We start from the raw sequence: 21,783 nt of genomic DNA, 5'->3' as shown, positions 1-21,783 counted from the left end.
TAATATAATACAAAGAGTGTAAAACTATTTATACTCTTTGTGTGGTTTTTATTTATTAGATACTAGTAAAAATATCTTTAAATTTGTTTAGCCAATTTTGTTTGTTTTGATCAACTACAGCTTCATCGTCTGTAATAACATTAATAGTATCTACAGACTGAAGTATAGCAGAAGGAGGCAAGTCATTTCTTACAGATCTTCTATTTAATTTATCATTTATTGTTTTTTGAGCATCATAGCTTGTAGCATAGTCTACAAACTTTTTAGCATTTTCTAAGTTTTTAGCATTCTTTATTATGTATATTCCATCTGGTTTGATTATAACACCTTCTTTCATATATACTAATTTAACAGGAGAACCAGCAGATACATAATTAGCACCGCCTTCTTCAAAAGTTAAACCAACAGTATATTCACCGTCAGCTACACCTTTATAAACAGCAGAAGAACCGCTTAATAATTTACCGTCTAAATTAGCACATAATTTGCTTATATAATCCCATCCTTTTTCAGGATCACCGTTTCCCATAGCATAAAGCATATTTACCAAATGTTCAAAAGAAGATGAAGAAGCAGAAGGATCAGCAAATGCTATTTTTCCTTTCAATTCAGGATTAAGTAAATCTTCATAGCCTTCTATTTTTATATTGCCTGCTAGATTTGTATTAACCATTATAACACTTGGTATAGCAGTGAATCTAGTAATAGCACCTTCAACATTTTTATATGCATCTGCTATGCTTGCTTCATTAGTAGTAGTGTAATTTTCAAATAATTCTACCTTAGGTTTTACAGTATTTAAACTTCCACCCCAAAGTATATCTCCTAAAGGATTATCTTTTTCAGATTCAACTCTTTTAAGAAGTTCTCCAACTCCGGCTGCTATAATATCAACATTTATTCCAGGGTTTTTAGCTTTGAAATCATCTACTAATGGGTTTATGAATTCTAATGGTTGAGGGCAATATATTACAAGTGAATTACCAGCTTGTCCGCCTTGAGTTTCAGATTCTTTTGAAGAACAAGAATAGAATAGTGCAAGTGATAGAAATAGTACACTGCATATTAGAATAATTTTTTTCATGATATCAATCCTTTTTTATTTTTATTTATAAATATTAGATACTAGTAAAAATATCTTTAAATTTATCCAACCATTTTTGACGGCTTTCCTCTACAACATCAGCATTATCAGTAATAGAATATATTTCAGACATAGGTTTTACCATATCTGTAACAACAGCATCGCTTCTTATTGATCTTCTGCTAAGTTTTTCAACAAGCATATTTTGAGCATCTAAGCTTACACAGTAGTCTATGAATTTTTTAGCGTTTTCTAAATTTTTACCTCCTTTTATAATATATACTCCGTCAGGTTTAGATATAACACCTTCTTTCATATATATTACTTTCACAGGAGATCCTGAAGACATATAGCTTATTCCTGGTTCTTCATAAGTTAAACCAACAGTATATTCACCGTCAGCTACACCTTTATAAACAGCAGAAGAACCGCTTAATAATTTACCATCTAAATTAGCACATAATTTTTGTACATAATCCCATCCTTTTTCAGGATCGCCTTTTCCCATAGCATAAAGCATATTTACCAAATGCTCAAAAGCAGATGAAGAAGCAGAAGGATCAGCAGCAGCTATTTTTCCTTTTAATTCAGGATTAAGTAAATCTTCGTAGCCTTCTATTTTTATATTGCCTGCTAGATTTGTATTAACCATTAATATGCTAGGTATTGCTGAAAATCTAGTAAAAGGTCCTTCTGTATTTTTAAATTCATCTAAAATATTTGCTTCATTAGTAGAAGTGTAATTTTCAAATAAATCTGTTTTTGATTTAACACTGTTTAATGTTCCTCCCCATAGAACATCTCCTAATGGATTCATCTTTTCAGCTTCTACTCTTTTTAATAATTCTCCTGTACCAGCAGTAACCACTTCAACATTAATATCAGGATTTTTAGCTTTAAAATCATCCAAAATAGTATTCATTAAATCTAATGGATGAGAACAATATATTACTAATGAATTAGCATTTTTTGAATCTCCTGAAGAGCATGAATAAAATAAAGTCATTGACAGCATTAACATACAGAAAATAATAAAATTTTTCATGATGAACTCCTTTGAATTGTTAATTTGAAAATATTAGATATTTTTAATAAAAGATGCATAAAAATATTGTACATCTTTTATTAAAAATGAAGAATCTTTTAAAGAACAAAATATAAATATTATATTAAATAATTATATACTAGTAAAAATATCTTTAAATTTGTTTAGCCAATTTTGTTTGTTTTGATCAACTACAGTTTCATCATCTTTGATTATATTAATAGTATCTACAGACTGAAGTATAGTTGAAGAAGGTAAATCAACTCTTACAGATCTTCTGTTTAAGTTATCGTTAATTGTTTTTTGTGCATCATAACTTGTAGCATAGTCTACAAATTTTTTAGCATTTTCCAAGTTTTTAGCATTCTTTATTATATATATTCCGTCTGCTTTAAATACTACACCTTCTTTCATATATACTAATTTAACAGGAGAACCTGATGACACATAATTAGCTCCTCCTTCTTCGAAAGTTAAACCAACAGTATATTCACCGTCAGCTACACCTTTATAAACAGCAGAAGAACCGCTTAATAATTTTCCGTCTAAATTAGCACATAATTTGCTTACATAATCCCATCCTTTTTCAGGATCTCCTTTTCCCATAGCATAAAGCATATTTACCAAATGCTCAAAAGCAGATGAAGAAGCAGAAGGATCAGCAGCAGCTATTTTTCCTTTTAATTCAGGATTAAGTAAATCTTCATAGCCTTCTATTTTTATATTGCCTGCTAGATTTGTATTAACCATTATAACACTAGGCATAGTTGTAAATCTAGTTAAAGCTCCTTCAGTGTTTTTGTATGCTTCAGCGATATTTTCTTCATTAGTGGAAGTGTAATTTTCAAATAGTTCTATTTTATTTCTTATAAGATTTAAACTTCCTCCCCAAAGTATATCTCCTAAAGGATTATTTTTTTCAGATTCAACTCTTTTTATAAGTTCCCCTGTTCCAGCTGCTATAACATCAACATTTATACCTGGATTTTTAGCTTTAAAATCATCAATAAGTGGATTTATAAAGTCTAAAGGATGCGGACAATATATTACAAGTGAATTATCATTTGAAATATTTGATTCTTTTGAAGAACATGAATAGAAAAACATAGCACAAAATAATATGGTTAGTATATATTTTTTCACAATAAAAATCCTTAATTTATTATTATATATTTATTATAATAGATATTTTTATGCAAATCAATACTAAATATAAAATACTTCTTTTAAATATGTAAATTATTAAAATAAGTATTTAAAATATATTGAGAAATATTTTATATACTTATAAATTTATTAAAATGATTAATTTTTTTATTTATGTATTTATATATTTTTTTTGTTGTTTTATTGATTTATTATTATTTTTTTATATAATATGCTTAATGGAGAAATAATATGCTATATGATAATGAAGATAAAAAAGATAAAAAAGATAAAAACTACAAAGAAAAATCTTTTGATAATGTTATTTTAGGAAATGCTGCTTCTGAAGTAGTTGATAGATATGGCTCTGCTGTAAAAGAACATTTTGTTGCCTATAGTGGTGTTGATAATGAAGCTGGTAAACAATTAACTAAGGGATTAAAAGATATTTCTCAATATAAAGTAAATCCTGAAAATGAATATTCTAATTTAAAACAGCAGGCTGGATTTTCTGCTGAAGTTAAACATGTAGCAAGAAAAAATGCTGAAAATATCATAAATAAAAATGGTCAAAGAGTTGTAAGAACAGATGATGTAGGAAGGGTAAATGATCAATTATACGATCATGTTACTTATGATGAACATGGTAATATTATTGAACAATCTCAAATGAAATTTGTAGGGCATGATTCATCTAGTGCATTGCAAAAATTAGCTTCCAAAGACTATCAAAAATATTTAGATAATGATGTTCCTATGGATGTGCCTTCAGAACAATATGAAGGTATAAAAATAGAAGCAGAAGCAAAAGCAAAATCATGCTATGAACAGGCTGAAAGATTAAAACAAGATGGAAAATTTGACATAGCAGAAAAAAGATTGAAGAAGCTAAAAAATATGAAAAAATAAGTAAAAATATTCGGAAAAGTACAGTATCTAGCGATGAATCTATGGAAGCTAGAGTAAACCCAGAAGTTTCCACAGCAAAGGATATTGTAAAATTAGGACATAGAGCTGGTTTAGAACAGGCAAAAATGGGTGCTGCCATTGGAGGCGGTATATCTATAATAAGAAATTGTGTGGCTTGTTTTAATGGAGATAAGGAGCCTGAAGATGCTATAAAAGATGTGGCGCTTGATACAGGTAAAGCTGCAGCTGTAAGCTATGGTACAGCTTTTACAGGAAGTGTTATAAAAGGAGCTATGCAGAATTCTAAAAATGCTATGCTTCAAAATGTATCAAAAACATCTTTGCCTGCTATGTTAGTTACTACAACTTTGGAGGTAGGAAAAACTTTCAAAAGATATTTCAGCGGAGAAATAGATGGAGTTCAATGTTTTGAGGAGCTTGGAGAAAAAGGTGTTGGAATGATGTCATCAAGTATGTTTGCTGTTGCATTTCAGGCAGCTATTCCTATACCTGTTGTAGGAGCTTTAGTTGGAAGTATGGTTGGATATGCTTTCAGCAGTGCATATTATAAAGAAGTATTGAATGTTTTTAAAGAAGCAAAACTTGCTCATGAAAGAAGATTAAGAATAGAAGCTGAATGTGCTGAAGCAATAAAAATGATTAGAGAATATAGAGAAAGATTAGAGAGTATTATATCTGAATATTTAATAGATCATATTACTGTTTTTAACGATGCCATAAATCAGATGAATAGTGCTTTAGAACTTGGAGATATAGACTCATTTATAGAAGGCAATAATAAAATAATAAATAAACTTGGTAAAAAATCACAATTCAATTCATTTAAAGAAATAGATGATTTTATGAATAGCGATATTGATACATTAACAATTTAAATAATAAAAAATATATAAAAAAGGAGATTATATGTTTCTTTCTGAATTATGTGAAAATATATATGATGAAGATGAAAAAAAGAAAGTGGCAAGAAGTTTAGCTGCTTTTATGGCTGTTGATAATGAGATAGATGAAGATGAGAGAAAGCAAATAGATTTAATATATTTTGAAATGCTCGGCAGACCTTGTCCTGAAAGCACTTTAAATAAAATATTAGGTGTAGAAAAAGAAAAAATAATAACCCGTTTTAAAAAAATAATAGATGATAATTTTGATCCTGATTATAGGCAAGAAGAAGCTAAAAAATTTCTTTTTGAAATCATATCCTGTGCTTTATGCAATAACCAATATGATGATTATGAAAAAGAAGTTGTGAATGCAGTAGCTAAAAAATGTAAGGTTGATAATTCAGTAGTAGAAGAAATGAAAGATATGATTAATACCGTATTAGTTTTAAATGAAAGAACTAATGAATTTATTTTTAATGAAAGGATATAATTATGTATTTAAGTTACATTGAAAATATTGAAATAAAAAAATCATTTATAGCTCAGTTGTATGTTATTTCAAAAATATATAATAACTATTTTACTTTGCAAGATTATGATTATTATAATAAAGATGATATAGATTCTGTATTATCTTTTAATATAAAAAAATCTATTGCTGAAATATCAAATTTGAATGAATATGAGATATCTGAATTATTGTCTTTTATTAGCGAATTGGAAGAGTATATATCTGAGATAGTAAGAAATAATGATTATGATTTTAAAGAGAAAATAGTTGTAAAAAAAGTTTGGAGCAGGTATTCTCAATGTTTGGAAAATATAAATGATAATATATTAAAAAAAATTATATATTTTGAACTATTAACTTTAACAACATCCACTGATAAAAAATTTAATTCTTATTTTAAATATTTAAAAAATAAACTTGGAATCAGTGATATTGTAGGTAAAGAAATAGATAACCTTGTATATGCTAATGCAAGTGTTTATAAAAGTATAAGAGATTTAGTAGAGATAGGTTAATTTCAAAAGGAGTAATAATATGCCAATACCATTTATTTTAGGAGCAATAGCAATAGGTACTGCAGCAGCAGGAGTTGGTGCAGGAGTAAAAGGTTTTATGAATAATAGTGAAGCTAATGATATTAATGCTTTAGCTAATTCAACTATAGATACAGCAAAAGATAATTTGGATAAATCTAGAGAGGCTACATTCTATTCTTTAGAGGCTTTGGGAAGAGAAAAAATTTATGTATTTGATGTTTCTATTAAAAGATTTATTGATTCTTTTGAAAAACTAAAAAATGTTGATATATCAGATTCTGTAGGTATTGATGAGATAAATAAATTAAAATTTGATAAAGCATATTTTGATGAATTAAAAGAATCTTCTTTACAGGTAACATCCATGTTAGCTGGAGGAATAGGTGGAGTTGGTGCTGGTGCTTTGGCTGCTTTTGGTGCTTATAGTGCAACTATGGCATTTGGAGCTGCTTCAACAGGTACTGCTATTGCTAGTTTATCTGGAGTTGCTGCTACTAATGCTACTTTAGCATTTTTAGGTGGAGGATCTTTGGCAGCAGGAGGATTAGGAATGGCTGGAGGAATGGCTGTTTTAGGAGGACTTGTTGCTGGTCCTGCTCTTGCTGTTATGGGATTTGTTACTTTGGGGGCTTCTTCTAAAAAACTTGATGATGCATATTCTAATTTAGCTGAAGCAAATAAAATATCAGAAGAGCTTGAAACTTTAAGAGTATCTACTAATTTTATAAGAAGAAGAGCTCAAATGTTTGAAAGACTTCTTATAAGAGTTGATTCATTATACAGTAAAGCTATTGATAATTTAGAAGAAGTTATTGATGAGTTTGGAACTGATTATAGCTCATATAGTGAAGATGCTAAAAAAGTTGTGGCAAGCAATATAAAATTGACTCAGACTATTAAAGCTATATTAGATACTCCTATATTAACAGATAATGGCTCTATTAGTGAAGAGTCTACAAGATTATTAGAGACTTGCAAATTATAATGAAATTTGATTGTGATTGCTGCGGTATATGCTGTAAAAATATTAAACATGTACCGCAGCTTCAAAAATATGATAATGGCAATGGGGAATGTATATATTTAACAGAAGATAATAAATGCTCTATATATGACAATAGACCCGATATTTGTAATGTGGATTTAATGTATCAAAAAAAATATTCTAATTTTTATTCAAAAGAAGAATTTTATAAATTAAATTATGAAGTATGTATTAAGCTCAAAAAAAATTATAAAAAATAATGCTATTATTTATATTGATTTATTAAAAATATAATATATTATTAAACAACTATAATTATTTTAGGGTTATCATATGCAGTTATAATTTTCTTTTTCATTTATTTAAATGATTTTTTATTCTTATTTTTATTCTAAATATTTATTTTATTACATTTATTATTATAGAGGACTTCAATGTTAAATATTTTATTAGTTATAATAGGCTCTATTGCTTATGGATTTCTTCCTATTTTTGTTAAGAATATTATTGCCTATAATTACTCTTCGCTTTCTATAGTTTTTTACAGATATTTTCTAACAGCAATTTTTTTATTTATAATTATTCTTGTTACTAAAAAAAGTTTTAAAATAACAAAAAGACAGTTTATAGAATTATTTATATTTAGTATAATAGGGCTTGGTCTTACATTCTTCTTTTTATCTCAATCATTATTATATATATCTGCCGGACTAAGCAATATGATACATTTTGGATATCCTGTTATAGTTCTGCTTGTGATGATATTTATGTTTAAAGAAAAAGCTAATATATTAAAAATTCTTTCTATAATATTTGCTGTTGTTGGAATAGTACTTCTTACTCAGGTTGTAGAAGTAGAGTCATTTTTAGGGGTAATATATGCATTAATAACTACTATTACTTACGGATCTTATATAATAGCTAACAAAAAATGCAGCTTTTCTGAAGTTGATACCATGGTTTCGCTTTTCTATATGTCTTTATTTGTATCTATTGCTTTTTTTATAGCTGGAATGTTTACAGGTTCTTTACAAGTTCTTAATAATTTATATGTGTTTTGGAATTTTGCTGTAATATCTTTAGTATGTACAATATTTTCTCTTGGACTTTTACTTTACGGAGTTAAGAGATTGGGTTCTTCTTTAGCATCTATACTTAACATGTTTGAACCTGCTACTACAGTTGTTGCATCTATTTTTATATATAAAGAGTCTCTGACAATTAATATTATTATAGGTTCTATTTTAATAATACTTTCTACTATAAGTATGGTTATAGGAAGTAAAAAATAATTGATGATTTGTTACTTTTTGTGTAATAAAATAACAAAAATATATTTTACTCTATTGACAATTTTATTTTAAATGTTAGAATATACAAACACTTTGTAAGTGTCTATTAATTTCTGTTGTAAAATATATAAAGGAGATAGTTATTTATGAAACTAACAGAATTAGATATTGAAGAAGGTTTTGTTGTTGATAAAGTGGCCACTGATGGTGAGATTAGACAAAGAATTATAGAAATGGGATTCACTCCTGGAGCAAAAGGCTGGGTAGTTAGAAAAGCACCTTTAGGTGATCCTATACAAGTTCATATTATGGACTATGAAATTTCTCTTAGAAAATCAGAGGCTAATGGAATAGAAGTTGCTAAATCAAATGTAGAAATAAAAAAGGAAAGAGTATTAAAGCCTATAGAACATAAAGATGTGAAAGATGAAGATGATACTTTAATTGAAAGTAAATCTGATATAGCAAAGAAAATAAAAGTTCCTTCTAATAATACTAAATTCAAGATAGCTTTAGCAGGAAATCCGAATTCTGGAAAAACAACTATATTCAATGCTTTAACAGGTGCTAATTATAAAGTTGCTAATTATCCGGGTGTAACAGTAGAAAAAAGACAGGCTAATATGCTTTATAATGGATACACTTATGATTTAATAGATTTGCCTGGTGTTTATAGTTTAAGTGCTTATTCTCAAGATGAGGTAGTGGCATGCGATGTTCTTCTTAATGAGAAGCCTGATTTTATAATAAATGTTATAGACTCTACAAATTTAGAAAGAAATCTTTATCTTACATTACAGCTTGTAGAGTTGGGTATTCCTATTGTATGCGTACTTAATATGTATGAGCATGCTGAAAAGAATGGTATTAAAATAGATGAAAAGAATTTAAGTGAACTTTTTAAATTCCCTGTGATGAAAGTTCATGGAAATAAATATGAAAGCGTTGTAAGAATATTAGATGAAATAGAAAAGATGCATACTTCCGGAAATAAGCTTCATAGAGATTCTGCTATAAGATACGGAGAGGAAGTAGAAAACTCTATCAAGAATATTGTAGATACTATGCATGGAGATATAAGCGAGCTTCATAAGAGATGGCTTGCTATTAAAACTTTAGAAAAAGATGAAAGGGCAATTCACTCTATAAGAAGAGAATGTAATAATGGCGGCGAGGTAATAGAAGTATTAAATAAAGAGATAATAAAATTAGAAACTTCTATGAATGCAAAAACAGATTCTATAATGGCTGATAAAAGATACTCATATATAAGAGGAGCTTTACAGGAAGCTGTTCATAAAGATAATATACAGGCATTCAATTTTACAGAGGCTGCCGATGTAATATTTTTGAATAAATGGCTTGGACTTCCAATATTTTTAGTTGTATTATGGCTGATATTTAAAGTAACATTTACTGTAGGAGCTTATCCTCAGGGCTGGCTTGAAACAGGAATAGGGGCATTATCTGGTTTTGTAGGCAGCTTGCTTCCTGAAGGCAGTTTGATACAGTCTGTTGTTGTTGACGGTGTTATAGGCGGTGTAGGGGCAGTACTATCATTCTTACCATTAGTATTGATATTATTCACAGGAATTTCATTCTTAGAAGACTGCGGTTATATGGCTAGAGCTGCTTTCCTAATGGATAAGATAATGCATAAATTAGGCTTGCATGGTCAGTCATTCATACCTCTTTTCTTAGGTTTCGGATGTACAATACCTGCAGTTATGGCAGCTAGAACATTGAGAAGTAAAAAGGATAGGGTAGTTACAATATTGATTACAACATTTATGAGCTGCGGTGCAAGACTTCCTGTTTATATATTGTTTATAGGTGCTTTTTTTGCTCCTAAAATGGCTGCTTCTGTGATGTTTAGTATATATATGATTGGTGTATTGATGGCATTTATAATGGCATTCATATTCAGAAAAGCATTCTTCAAAGGTGAGGAAACTCCTTTCGTAATGGAACTTCCTCCATATAGAATACCAAGAGCTAAGGCTGTATTAAGACATATGTTTGACAGAGGCTGGATGTATATTAAGAAAGCCGGTACTTATGTATTTGCTGCTTCTGTTATAATATGGGCTTTAATGACATTCCCTCAATATAAGCCTACTGATGAGGATAATGCAAGACTTATGCAGGAAGCTAAATCATTGGCTGTTAGTCAAGGATTGGATGCTAATGATGAAGAAGTTATCACTGCTGAATATGACAGATTAGTTGCTTCTGAAGGTTTAAGAAATAGTTATGCTGGTAAGATAGGTACATTTATAGAACCAGTATTAAAGCCTTTAGGTTTCGATTGGAGAATAGGTATTGGGCTTGTTGCTGGAGGTGCTGCTAAAGAGGTATTAGTTTCTACTATAGCACAGATTAAATCTATAGAAGATGGAGATGAAACAGTTCTTACTGAATCATTACAGAATGACCCTGTATTTAATCCTGTAGTGGCATATACATTACTTCTTTTTGTACTGCTTTATTTCCCTTGTTTTGCTTCTATTGGCGTTATAGGTTCTGAGATAGGTAATAAATGGATACCTTTCTTAATGATTTATACACTGACAGTTGCTTGGGTAGTAAGTTTTGCTTTCTATCAGATTGCTGGAAGAATAGCAGGTATTATATAGTTTTGATCCATAGGATAGTTTTTTAATATAGTGTTTAGTCCAAGGCTTTGTTTAGGCAAGGTCTTGGGCGTTTTTATATTCAATGATCAATAGAATAATAGTCTGTAAATTTCAAATATTATAAAATATAAATAGTACTATTAAAAACAACATGTTAATAAAACTAAAAAATAAAATTATAATTTTTTTATATTAATGATAATTTTTTTAAAAAAGTTATAAAAGTTAAATATATACTGTTTATTTTCTTTAACAAATGGCTTATTTTTAAAAAATAATTTGTTTAACTAAGGCTATACTATAATTTATTAAGGAAATGCGTATGTATAATGATTTTTATAATGATAATACAAAATTTAGTAATGCCTTAGAAAATCCCAATGCCGATATAACAAATGAAAAGCAAATATTAGCCTCAATTATATCCAATGGCATATCTTTAGATAAGGCGAATACTATAGTAGAAAAGCTTTATTATAATTTCTACAATCTGCATAATATAGTCAATGCTTCAGAAGAGGAACTGTCAAAAGTTAAAGGTCTTAATTCAAAAAAGATTAATCTGATAAAAAGTATTCCTTCTATTTTGGAATATTATTTACTCAGCAGTTTAAAAATTGCTTCTCCTCATATAAAGAAAAAAGATTTAATTAATTATCTTATTATAAAATTAGGAAAATTAAAATTCGAAACTTTTTCTATTATATGTTTAGATGTAATAAAAGATTCATATCTATGGATCATATATTCAGAGGCACAATAGATTCTGCCACTATATATCCAAGAGATTTAGTAGAAAAATCATTATCACTAGGAGCAAGTTATGTTATAATATCTCATAATCACCCATCTGGTATATCCAAACCTTCAAAAGAAGATATTGAAATTACAAAGGTTTTATATAAAGCATTTTTAATGGTGGATATAAAAATGCTTGATCATATTATAGTTGCTGGCAATTCTTTTTATAGTTTTAGAGAAGATGGTATGTTTGATAAATACAGACATAATGCGGAGGTTTGAGTATGCTTACTACGAATTTGAAGAAACCTTTTTATAATAATATTCTAAGTGATAGTAAAGAAGAAAATAATGCTAATAAAGAGAGACTGAGAGATGATGATGAACTTATATCTTCTGTAGGAAATAATATAAGAGCTATAAGAAAATCACAGACTAAAACAATATCTGAAATAGCAGAAATGTCAGGAATATCAGCTAAATATCTTCAAAGTGTTGAGGTAGGAAAAAGAAATATATCTATAACAAATTTAAATAAAATAGCTAATGCTTTAAATGTACCTATAGGCATATTATTTAGTTATGATCATATAGAGAAAACTAAGAAGCTTTTATATATAGCAAATAAATTGAAGAATTATTCTGCTTTGCAGTTATCGAATATAGATACTATAATAAAGGATTTGAAAAATATAATAGATTGAATTTTTTTATATATTTTAGCATAATTAATCCCTTATATTATTAATATAGTTTAATATTAAAATATAAGGGATTGATTTATTTTATTGTATGTTCAAAATCTTAAGCATTTCAGCTTCTATTGCTTTAATATCGCCTTTTGCTTCCTGAATAGTTTTTATTTCTGCTCTTCTTTGCTCCAATAATTCTTCCTGACCTTGTTTATCCAAAGTAGACTTTTTAGCAAAATATGCATCGCTTATAAGTTTATCAGCCATTCTTAAAGTTCTATCGGACACTATTGCTTTGTCTGATGCATTTTCTGCTTTAGACATGTCAAAGCTCGCATCAGTTTTTAAAGCTCCTTCAGGTACTCCGTCAAGTATACTTCCTTTCCATTCCAATTTGGGCTGATAACTATACGTGATATAATTAAAATAATCTGCATTCTTTATTTCATTATTATCAATGAATATATCCAAAGCCTCACTAGAAGCTTCATTTAACAAAAACATTTTATTTTTACCGTCTTCAGTATATATTTTTTGAATTCTATTTAAATCCTGAAAATCCTTATTATTAATAAGCTGTCCTATTTCTGAATCAAAATCTACTTCCAAATTCTCTTTCAAAAGTAAAGTAAAATTCACTGTACCGCCTCTTCCTCCGCCATAATCATAATCCCCTGAAAGCATTAATTCTTCTTTACCGTCATTATTGATATCGCATAAAAAGAAAGATGGAAAATATATACGCCAACCCATTGTTTCATCTATATACTCCAAATATTTTTCTCCATCAAATTTACCGAAACTTATAAATTTGGAGCCTTTAGTATAATCTTTCAAATCATTTGTAGAAATTGAATTAATTTCAGCAGATTCTACTTTATTTATATCTCCAAGTCTGAAATTATAAGTTTTTATTTCTTCAAATGAAGCATATATATGATCATTCATAAACTCAGGATTATAATAATGTATATTTACTGGTCCATTCATAGTGCTTTCAATTAAGAATGTATTTTTCTTAAACTGAAGAAAACTAAGTCTATTCCATCCGTCATAATACTCCATCAAATCAATTCCATAATAATTTCTAAAATACTCCGCATCATCAAAATATAATTTATCATTGCTGAGTATGTTTGTAACATATGTTTTTAAATATTTATTTATTATATTTGTATTAAGTATTTCCGGTACTATATTTACTGAAGCTATATGAGCTGTACCTCCAAATTCAATTGAACTTAAAGAATAATTATTTTCATTAAATAAATCTATATATCCATTATTTTTTGCAATATATCTAGAGAAACCATTGTTATAAGCATCAGCAACTAATTTTTCCGCCCTTAAAGAATCAGGAGCTTCTATTATATAATCAACTAATTTCATTTTATTGCTGTAAGCATTATCACCATCATACTTTGCTATTATCATAGATATATTAGTTCCGCCTGCTTTTTTCCATTCTGTTAAATACTTTTTTTCTTCTTCAAAATAATAAAGCGAATCGCAAGCAAAATGCGATAAGAACAAAGCTAAATAAACATCAGCATCTTTTTTATTTAATTTTAATAATTCTTCTCTTGCCTTTTTTAATGCTAAATTCTGATCTACATATAAATATTCATCAGCATAATAATCTGTCAAATCTTCATTATATATCTCCCAACTGCTGAATGTTTCACTAAATGGATAATAATTAAAATTAACATTTGATATAAACTCTATAGAATATTTTTTTCTTTCATCATCATTTGCAAATTTCCTATTAAGAAAATCGAAATTTCTTTTTGCCTTTTCATTATTTTCTCTTAAATTTTTAAGCTCTTCATCAAATTTAGCTTTATCTACTCTAACACCTTTATAAACATATTTCATATCAAAGAATTCTTTTTGATTATTTGTTTGTGAAGTATTGGTTTGAGTATTTTGTGCATTGTTGTTTTGTGATGTTTGATTAGTTTGAGTATTTTGTTCTGATTGATTTGTTTCTTTGTTTCCGCCTCCGCATGAAATTATAGCAATCATTAAAATAAATGCTGTAATTATAGAAATAACATTTTTCATATAGTACCCCATGTATGTATTATTGTTTTCGCATTATAAATTAGAATAATTAAAATTTCAATTAGAAATATTTTTAACAATAAAAAAAGTGCATACATATAAAAAATATGCATGCACTTTTATTAAAACTATTAAAAATTATTGTATGTTTAAAATTTTAAGCATCTCAGCTTCTATTGTTTTAATATCTCCTTTTGCTTCCTGAATAGTTTTTATTTCTGCTCTTCTTTGCTCCAATAATTCTTCCTGACCTTGTTTATCCAAAGTAGCCTTTTTAGCAAAATATGCATCGCTTATAAGTTTATCAGCCATTCTCAAACTTCTGTCTGATACTATAGCTTTGTCTGATGCATTTTCTGCTTTAGACATATCAAAGCTGGCATCAGTTTTTAAAGCTCCTTCAGGTACTCCGTCAAGTATACTTCCTTTCCATTCTAATTTAGGCTGATAACTATACGTGATATAATTAAAATAATCTGCGTTCTTTATTTCATTATTATCAATGAATATATCCAAAGCCTCACTAGAAGCTTCATTTAACAAAAACATTTTATTTTTACCGTCTTCAGTATATATTTTTTGAATTCTATTTAAATCCTGAAAATCCTTATTATTAATAAGCTGTCCTATTTCTGAATCAAAATCTACTTCCAAATTCTCTTTCAAAAGTAAAGTAAAATTCACTGTACCGCCTCTTCCTCCGCCATAATCATAATCCCCTGAAAGCATTAATTCTTCTTTACCGTCATTATTGATATCGCATAAAAAGAAAGATGGAAAATATATACGCCAACCCATTGTTTCATCTATATACTCCAAATATTTTTCTCCATCAAATTTACCGAAACTTATAAATTTGGAGCCTTTAGTATAATCTTTCAAATCATTTGTAGAAATTGAATTAATTTTAGCAGATTCTACTTCATCTATATCTCCAAGTCTGAAATTATAAGTTGTTACCTCTTCAAATGAAGCATATATATGATCATTCATAAACTCAGGATTATAATAATGCATATTTACTCTTGATTCAATTAAGAATGTATTTTTTTTAAACTGAAGAAAACTAAGTCCATTCCATCCGTCATAAGCATCTTCATTATTATGATCATAATAATTTCTAAAATACTCCGCATCATCAAAATATAATTTATCATCGCTGAGTCTATTTGTAACATAAGTTTTTAAATATTTATTTATTATATTTGTATTAAGTATTTCCGGTACTATATTTACTGAAGCTACTTTAGCTGTACCTTCCAATTCAATTGAACTTAAAGAATAATTATTTTCATTAAATAAATCTATATATCCATTATTTTTTGCAATATATCTAGAGAAACCATTGTTATAAGCATCAGCAACTAATTTTTCTGCTCTTAAAGAATCAGGAGCTTCTATTATATAATCAACTAATTTCATTTTATTGCTGTAAGCATTATCATCATCATACTTTGCTATCATCATAGATATATTAGTACCGCCTGCTTTTTTCCATTCTGTTAAATACTTTTTTTCTTCTTCAAAATAATAAAGCGAATCGCAAGCAAAATGAGATAAGAACAAAGCTAAATAAACATCAGCATCTTTTTTATTTAATTTTAATAATTCTTCTCTTGCCTTTTTTAATGCTAAATTTTGATCAACATATAAATGTTCATCAGCATAATAATCTGTCAAATCTTCATTATATTTATCCCAAGTGCTGAATGTTTCACTAAATGGATCATAATTAACATTTGATATAAACTCTATAGAATATTTTTTTCTTTCATCATCATTTGCAAATTTCTTATTAAGAAAATCAAAATTCCTTTTTGCATATTCATCATTTTCTCTTAAATTTTTAAGCTCTTCGTCAAATTTAGCTTTATCTACTCTAACACCTTTATAAACATATTTCATATCAAAGAATTCTTTTTGATTATCTGTTTGTTTAGTTTGATTGTCTGATGAAGTTTGAGAGTTGGTATTTTGTGATGTTTGATTTGCTTCTTTGTTTCCGCCTCCGCATGAAATTATAGCAATCATTAAAATAAATGCTGTAATTATAGAAATAACATTTTTCATAGTAAACCGTCCATATGTATTTTGATTTTTGTATAATAAATTAAAATTATCAAAATTTCAATTATAAAATATTAATAAAAAAGTGCATACATATAAAAAATATGCAAGCACTTTTATTGAAACTATTAAAAATTATTGTATACCCAAAATTTTAAGCATTTCAGCTTCTATTGCTTTAATATCTCCTTTTGCTTCCTGAATGGCTTTTATTTCTGCTCTTCTTCGCTCCAATAATTCTTCCTGACCTTGTTTATCTAAAGTAGCCCTTTTAGCAAAATACGCATCGCTTATAAGTTTATCAGCTACTCTCAAAGTTCTGTCAGACACTATTGCTTTGTCTGATGCATTCTCTGCTTTAGACATATCAAAACTTGCATCAGTTTTTAAAGCTCCTTCAGGTACTCCATTAAGTATACTTCCTTTCCATTCCAATTTTGGCTGATAACTATATGTAATATAATCAAAAACTTCTGCATTCTTTATTTCATTATTATCAATAAATATATCATATGCTTCATTATTAAGAGTATCCAATAAAATCATTTTATTTTTACCATTTTCTGTGTATATTTTTTGAGTACATCCCAAATCTTGAAAACTGCGATAATTAATAAACTGTCCTATTTCTGAATCAAAATCTATTTCCAAATTATCTTTTAAAAGTAAAGTATAATGTGCTATACCGCCTCTTCCTGCAGAACTCGTATATTCTCCTGAAAGCATTAATTCTTCTTTGCCGTCATTATTGATATCACATAAGAAGAAAGATACGCTATGCAAAGGGTAATACATGTTGCTAGCTACATGAGATGAATATTGTTTTATATCAAAGCTGCCTGAATCTATAAATTTGGAGTATTTAGTATAATCTTTCAAATCATTTGTAGAAATTGAATTAATTTCAGCAGATTTTACTTTATCTATATCTCCAAGTCTGAAATTATAATTTTTTATTTCTTTAAATGAAGCATATAAATTATCTTTTATAAACTCAGGATTATAATAATGCATATTTACTAATCCTTTCATAGTGCTTTCAATTAAAAATGTATTCTTTTTAAACTCAAGTAAATTAAGGTTATTCCAACCGTCATAACAATAAACGGCATTAATATTGTAATAATTTTGATAATATTCTAAATAGTCTTGTATATCATCATTAGCTAATCTATTATTTATATAAGTTTTTATATATTTGTTTATTATATTTGTATTGCCTATTTCTTCTGCTATTTTTACTGAAGATAAACGGGCTGTACCTTCCAATTCAATTGAAGTTAAAGAATAATTATTTTCATTGAATAAATCTATATATCCATTATCTTTTACAATGTATCTATAGAAATTATCTTTATAAGCATCAGCAACTAATTTTTCTGCTCTTAAAGAATCAGGAGCTTCTATTATATAATTAACTAATTTCATTTTATTGCTGTAAGCATTATCATCATCATACTTTGCTATCATCATAGATATATTAGTACCGCCTGCTTTTTTCCATTCTGTTAAATATTTTTTCTCTTTTTCAAAATAATAAAGCGAATCGCAAGCAAAATGAGATAAGAATAAAGCTAAATAAACATCAGCATCTTTTTTATTTAATTTTAATAATTCTTCTCTTGCTTTTTTTAATGCTAAATTTTGATCAACATATAAATATCCAACAGCATAATAATCTTCAACTTCACTATATATCCCCCAGCTTCCCCAGCTTATTAAGAATTCTAGATCTAATGCAGCATAATTAACATTTGATATAAACTCTATAGAATATTTTTTTCTTTCATCATCATTTGAAAATTTCCTATTAAGAAAATCAAAATTCCTTTTTGCATATTCATTATTTTCTCTTAATTTTTTAAGCTTTTCATCAAATTTAGCTTTATCTGCTCTAATACCTTTATAAACATATTTCATATCAAAGAATTCTTTTTGATTATTTGTTTGTGAAGTATTAGTTTGAATATTTTGAGATTGTGTATTGTTGTTTTGTGATGTTTGATCCGTTTCTTTGTTTCCGCCTCCGCATGAAATTACAGCAGTAATTAAAATAAATGCTGCAATTATAGAAATAACATTTTTCATATAGTACCCTCTGTATGTATTGTCGTTTTCGCATTATAGATTAGAATAATTAAAATTTCAATTAAAAAATATTTTTAACAATAAAAAAAGTGCATACATATATAATGCATGCACTTTTTTATTTTATTATTTTTTATATAGTAAGATAGTATTCTAAATCATCAGGATTATTTAAATGATGAAGTGTTGCTTTGTCATCTTTTTCTATAACAATATCCATAGCTGTTTTTCCTTCTTTGTTTTTAATGTTATAATCAGCACCCATATTTATAAGAACTCCTAACATACCATAACTTAAAATAAAATTTTGTACGGAAACTATTAATGGAGTATCTCCGTTATTATTTTTTTTATTTACATCAGCACCATTTTTTATCAAATAATAACAAATATCTGATCCAAATTTCACTTTATCTACTAAATATGTTAAAGGAGTATCTCCTGTTGCTGAACATATAGCATTTAAATCCGGCTTCAAATCAATAATATCTTTAGCTAAACCAATATTACGATACTTCATTGCTATTATTAAAGGAGTATATCCGTATCCGTCTTCTAAATTTATATCAGCACCTTTCTCTACTAGGAATTTAACCATCTCTTTATCATTTCTAGCAGCAGCTAAACCAAGAGGCGTAATCTTATCATATTGTTTATTCAAATCAGTATCATCTTTTACAAGTTTTTCTAATGCTTTCATATCACCTTTAGATATAGCATTCATTAATTCATCATATCCGTCTATATTATTTGAATCTTCACTTAATAATAATTTTTCTATTTCATAATATTTGCCGTCTTTTACTAATTTTATAGCTTCTTCTCTAGTTGTATTAGTATTAAGATTAAAAACATCATTATCTACTAATAATTTAGTTATATCATAATTATTATATGCATAAAGCATATAATCATCAGCTGAGTTTAAATTTGCTCCTTCATCAATTAAAAATTTAGCCATTTCTATATATCCGTTTTCAGCTGCTACTTTCAAAGGAGAATCAACCCAAAAACCGTCAAAAAATCTTTGTGCATCTATATCTTGTCCTATAGATAATAAATATTTAACCATTTCTATATTATTTTCTTGTACTGCTTTTGGAATTAAAGTTTCTTTTGAATCTCCTCTTTTTACAAGAAGTTTAAGTATATCAAGATTGTTGTTGCCAATAGCAATATCTGTCAAATAAGTAGAATATTCATAACCATAATCTCTGTTTTTATCAAGTCCTTTATCAATTAAGATTTTAGTCATTTCAGGATTATTATTTATAACAGCATAGTAAAGCATATCAATACCGCCTTCTGTTTCCATATTATCTACTCTGGCATTAACATCAGCACCTTCTTTTATAAGCTCTTTTGCTAAATCATTATATCCGAATTGTACTGCTAAAAACAAAGGAGTAGAATCTTTAAATATATATTTATCACCAAAATTTGTCATTTCAGTAATTTTTCCTTCTAGTCCTTCCTCTGCTAATAATTCTGATATTTCGTATATTGGTGCTTTATATTTATGTTCATTGAGTATTTCATCTATTTTTTTATATCCTGTAGGCATAGGATCCATTTCTGTACCTTGAATATATTCATTGGTATATTTAGTTGTATCAAAGTTAATATCAATATCTGTATTATGATTTTCATTTGTACTTGTTGGATTGACATATACTTTATTAGTTTCTGTTTGATTAGTTTGAGTATTTTCTGTTTGTTCTGTCTCTTTGTTTCCGCCTCCGCAGGAAATTATTGAAACCATTAAAACAAAAATAGAGATAATGGAAATAATATTTTTCATGTTTTTACCCTCTGCATGTATTGTTATTTTTTATAATAAATTAAAATAATTAAAATTTCAATTATAAAATATTTTCGCAATAAAAAAAGTGCATACGTATATAATGCATGCACTTTTTTATTATAACTTTTATATTTATTATAATTTTTCTATTTCTTTAATCTATTCATCAAAAATTATTTGCTCACTATATGTACCTTCGGTAAAATATATAACAAATGACTCTGTCCGACTTCTGTGAATTTGTTATATGCTCATAATTTTTTTATTTCTTCTATACTCAATCCTGTATATTTAGAAATAATATTAAAATCTACTTTGTCTTTCTTCATATTTTTTGCCATAGATATTTGATTTTCTTTAATACCTTCTTTAATACCTTCTTTAATACCTTCTTCTTTAGCCTTCCTTATATCTAACTCCATACTCTTATTCAAGAAATATGTATCTACTTCTCGTTTTTTATATTTATCCATTACAGGACTATCATTAACAAAAGTACGGCATTTCCTTTCTACTTCTTCAAATATAGTATTTTCTTTCATTAAAATAGACATATCTTCCCCCTTAAAAAACTTAACCCAAGAAATGAATTCTTTATGTGTATTATCTAAACTTTCTATTTCAGAAATATTTTTTAAATTGGATTTAGGTAATTCTACAAAATGTAACTGACAATGATCTGTTAAGATTTTATTATTATTTAATTCTTTTAATATATAGCAGCTATGTACTTTATCTTCATCTGTTAGTATAAAGTTTGTAATATTTATACTTACAGTTGGCTTTAATTCATCATAAAAAGAACCTCTATTTAAACTAGAACTATAATTATAAGCCCAATAATATAAAGCTCTTTTTATAAAATCTTCATTGCCTCTGGATTGTATTTCTATTAAAACCGTTATTCCTGATTCTGTAGTAGCTTTTATATCAACTATAGATTCTTTTTCATCATAATTTTCTGCTATGTTAAATGGATTAAGTATTTCTATTTTTTGAAAAGTTTCAAAATTTAAATCTTTAAATACAGCATTAATAAAATTTAAAGCTATATTTTCATTACCCGTATGTGAAAATAAATAGCGTACAAAATAATCATTAATTCTATTTAAATTTTCGATTGTAACAGGTTCATTTAATATTTGTTTTAATTTATCTAAATCTTTCATAATATTATTATACAAAAAATAATTATAAAAGTAAAGTTTATTAAATTTGGATATTTTTACAATAAAAAAAGTGCATACATATAATGCTTGCCTTTTATTAAAACTA

At 27.2% G+C, this 21,783-nt stretch carries 19 protein-coding genes; 11 read left to right on the top strand and 8 right to left on the bottom strand.

The genetic code is table 11. From position 1 onward, the window contains the following. Positions 1-55: 55 nt before the first annotated feature. The 3 genes from BHYOB78_RS08730 to BHYOB78_RS08720 all read right to left on the bottom strand — a co-directional run bounded on the left by BHYOB78_RS08730 (position 56) and on the right by BHYOB78_RS08720 (position 3,272). On the bottom strand, positions 56-1,084 hold the full coding sequence (locus BHYOB78_RS08730; protein WP_065203238.1) for an ABC transporter substrate-binding protein: 1,029 nt from the start codon (positions 1,082-1,084) through the stop codon (positions 56-58). 34 nt (positions 1,085-1,118) lie between these two features. Next, positions 1,119-2,129 (bottom strand): ABC transporter substrate-binding protein, encoded by a 1,011-nt coding sequence (locus BHYOB78_RS08725; RefSeq protein ID WP_020063874.1) that lies wholly within the window; start codon positions 2,127-2,129, stop codon positions 1,119-1,121. Between the two features lie 132 nt (positions 2,130-2,261). Continuing rightward, positions 2,262-3,272 (bottom strand): ABC transporter substrate-binding protein, encoded by a 1,011-nt coding sequence (locus tag BHYOB78_RS08720; RefSeq protein WP_020063873.1) that lies wholly within the window; start codon positions 3,270-3,272, stop codon positions 2,262-2,264. Between the two features lie 255 nt (positions 3,273-3,527). Between BHYOB78_RS08720 and BHYOB78_RS13800 the strand changes: the two genes are divergently transcribed. The 11 genes from BHYOB78_RS13800 to BHYOB78_RS08675 all read left to right on the top strand — a co-directional run bounded on the left by BHYOB78_RS13800 (position 3,528) and on the right by BHYOB78_RS08675 (position 12,494). Next, the gene (locus tag BHYOB78_RS13800) at positions 3,528-4,184 is read left to right on the top strand and encodes a hypothetical protein (RefSeq protein WP_244269311.1); all 657 of its coding nucleotides are present in this window, start codon (positions 3,528-3,530) and stop codon (positions 4,182-4,184) included. 41 nt (positions 4,185-4,225) lie between these two features. Further along, positions 4,226-5,080: a hypothetical protein gene (locus BHYOB78_RS13795; protein WP_244269310.1), complete on the top strand. Its 855-nt coding sequence runs from the start codon at positions 4,226-4,228 to the stop codon at positions 5,078-5,080. Positions 5,081-5,111: 31 nt separating this feature from the next. Further along, entirely contained in the window at positions 5,112-5,579 is a 468-nt protein-coding gene (locus BHYOB78_RS08710; RefSeq protein ID WP_012670406.1) for a tellurite resistance TerB family protein, read from the top strand. 2 nt (positions 5,580-5,581) lie between these two features. Further along, positions 5,582-6,115, top strand: a complete 534-nt coding sequence (locus tag BHYOB78_RS08705) for a hypothetical protein (RefSeq protein ID WP_012670405.1) — start codon at positions 5,582-5,584, stop codon at positions 6,113-6,115. Between the two features lie 19 nt (positions 6,116-6,134). After that, positions 6,135-7,121: a hypothetical protein gene (locus tag BHYOB78_RS08700; protein WP_012670404.1), complete on the top strand. Its 987-nt coding sequence runs from the start codon at positions 6,135-6,137 to the stop codon at positions 7,119-7,121. Further along, positions 7,121-7,381 (top strand): YkgJ family cysteine cluster protein, encoded by a 261-nt coding sequence (locus tag BHYOB78_RS08695; protein ID WP_012670403.1) that lies wholly within the window; start codon positions 7,121-7,123, stop codon positions 7,379-7,381. Before BHYOB78_RS08700 ends, BHYOB78_RS08695 begins: the two co-directional genes overlap by 1 nt. 174 nt (positions 7,382-7,555) lie before the next feature. Continuing rightward, the gene (locus tag BHYOB78_RS08690; RefSeq protein WP_012670402.1) at positions 7,556-8,413 is read left to right on the top strand and encodes a DMT family transporter; all 858 of its coding nucleotides are present in this window, start codon (positions 7,556-7,558) and stop codon (positions 8,411-8,413) included. Positions 8,414-8,559: 146 nt separating this feature from the next. Next, positions 8,560-11,049, top strand: a complete 2,490-nt coding sequence (gene feoB / locus BHYOB78_RS08685; protein ID WP_020063872.1) for a ferrous iron transport protein B — start codon at positions 8,560-8,562, stop codon at positions 11,047-11,049. A 322-nt stretch (positions 11,050-11,371) separates the two neighbouring features. Then, on the top strand, positions 11,372-11,812 hold the full coding sequence (locus BHYOB78_RS13790; RefSeq protein WP_239650881.1) for a Mov34/MPN/PAD-1 family protein: 441 nt from the start codon (positions 11,372-11,374) through the stop codon (positions 11,810-11,812). Continuing rightward, a complete protein-coding gene (locus BHYOB78_RS13785; protein ID WP_239650880.1) occupies positions 11,785-12,072 on the top strand; it encodes a JAB domain-containing protein in 288 nt (95 codons plus the stop codon). The genes BHYOB78_RS13790 and BHYOB78_RS13785 overlap by 28 nt, the downstream gene beginning before the upstream one ends. 2 nt (positions 12,073-12,074) lie before the next feature. Next, positions 12,075-12,494 carry a helix-turn-helix domain-containing protein gene (locus tag BHYOB78_RS08675; RefSeq protein WP_012670399.1) on the top strand — a complete coding sequence of 140 codons (420 nt, stop codon included), beginning with the start codon at positions 12,075-12,077 and terminating at the stop codon, positions 12,492-12,494. Between the two features lie 81 nt (positions 12,495-12,575). Here BHYOB78_RS08675 and BHYOB78_RS08670 read toward each other — a convergent pair whose 3' ends face one another. The 5 genes from BHYOB78_RS08670 to BHYOB78_RS08650 all read right to left on the bottom strand — a co-directional run bounded on the left by BHYOB78_RS08670 (position 12,576) and on the right by BHYOB78_RS08650 (position 21,677). Beyond that, entirely contained in the window at positions 12,576-14,549 is a 1,974-nt protein-coding gene (locus BHYOB78_RS08670; RefSeq protein ID WP_065203239.1) for a lysozyme inhibitor LprI family protein, read from the bottom strand. 138 nt (positions 14,550-14,687) lie between these two features. Then, positions 14,688-16,619 (bottom strand): lysozyme inhibitor LprI family protein, encoded by a 1,932-nt coding sequence (locus tag BHYOB78_RS08665; RefSeq protein WP_065203240.1) that lies wholly within the window; start codon positions 16,617-16,619, stop codon positions 14,688-14,690. 132 nt (positions 16,620-16,751) lie between these two features. After that, positions 16,752-18,704, bottom strand: coding sequence for a lysozyme inhibitor LprI family protein (locus tag BHYOB78_RS08660; RefSeq protein WP_020063870.1), 1,953 nt, complete (start codon positions 18,702-18,704; stop codon positions 16,752-16,754). 133 nt (positions 18,705-18,837) lie between these two features. After that, a complete protein-coding gene (locus tag BHYOB78_RS08655; protein WP_020063869.1) occupies positions 18,838-20,505 on the bottom strand; it encodes an ankyrin repeat domain-containing protein in 1,668 nt (555 codons plus the stop codon). 254 nt (positions 20,506-20,759) lie between these two features. Beyond that, entirely contained in the window at positions 20,760-21,677 is a 918-nt protein-coding gene (locus BHYOB78_RS08650; RefSeq protein WP_020063868.1) for an Rpn family recombination-promoting nuclease/putative transposase, read from the bottom strand. Positions 21,678-21,783: the final 106 nt, after the last annotated feature.

It is taken from the genome of Brachyspira hyodysenteriae ATCC 27164 (assembly GCF_001676785.2).
In the GTDB taxonomy this organism is placed as follows: domain Bacteria; phylum Spirochaetota; class Brachyspiria; order Brachyspirales; family Brachyspiraceae; genus Brachyspira; species Brachyspira hyodysenteriae.
Note: the sequence above shows the minus strand (reverse complement) of the source record. Positions and strands in the feature narration are given on the sequence as shown.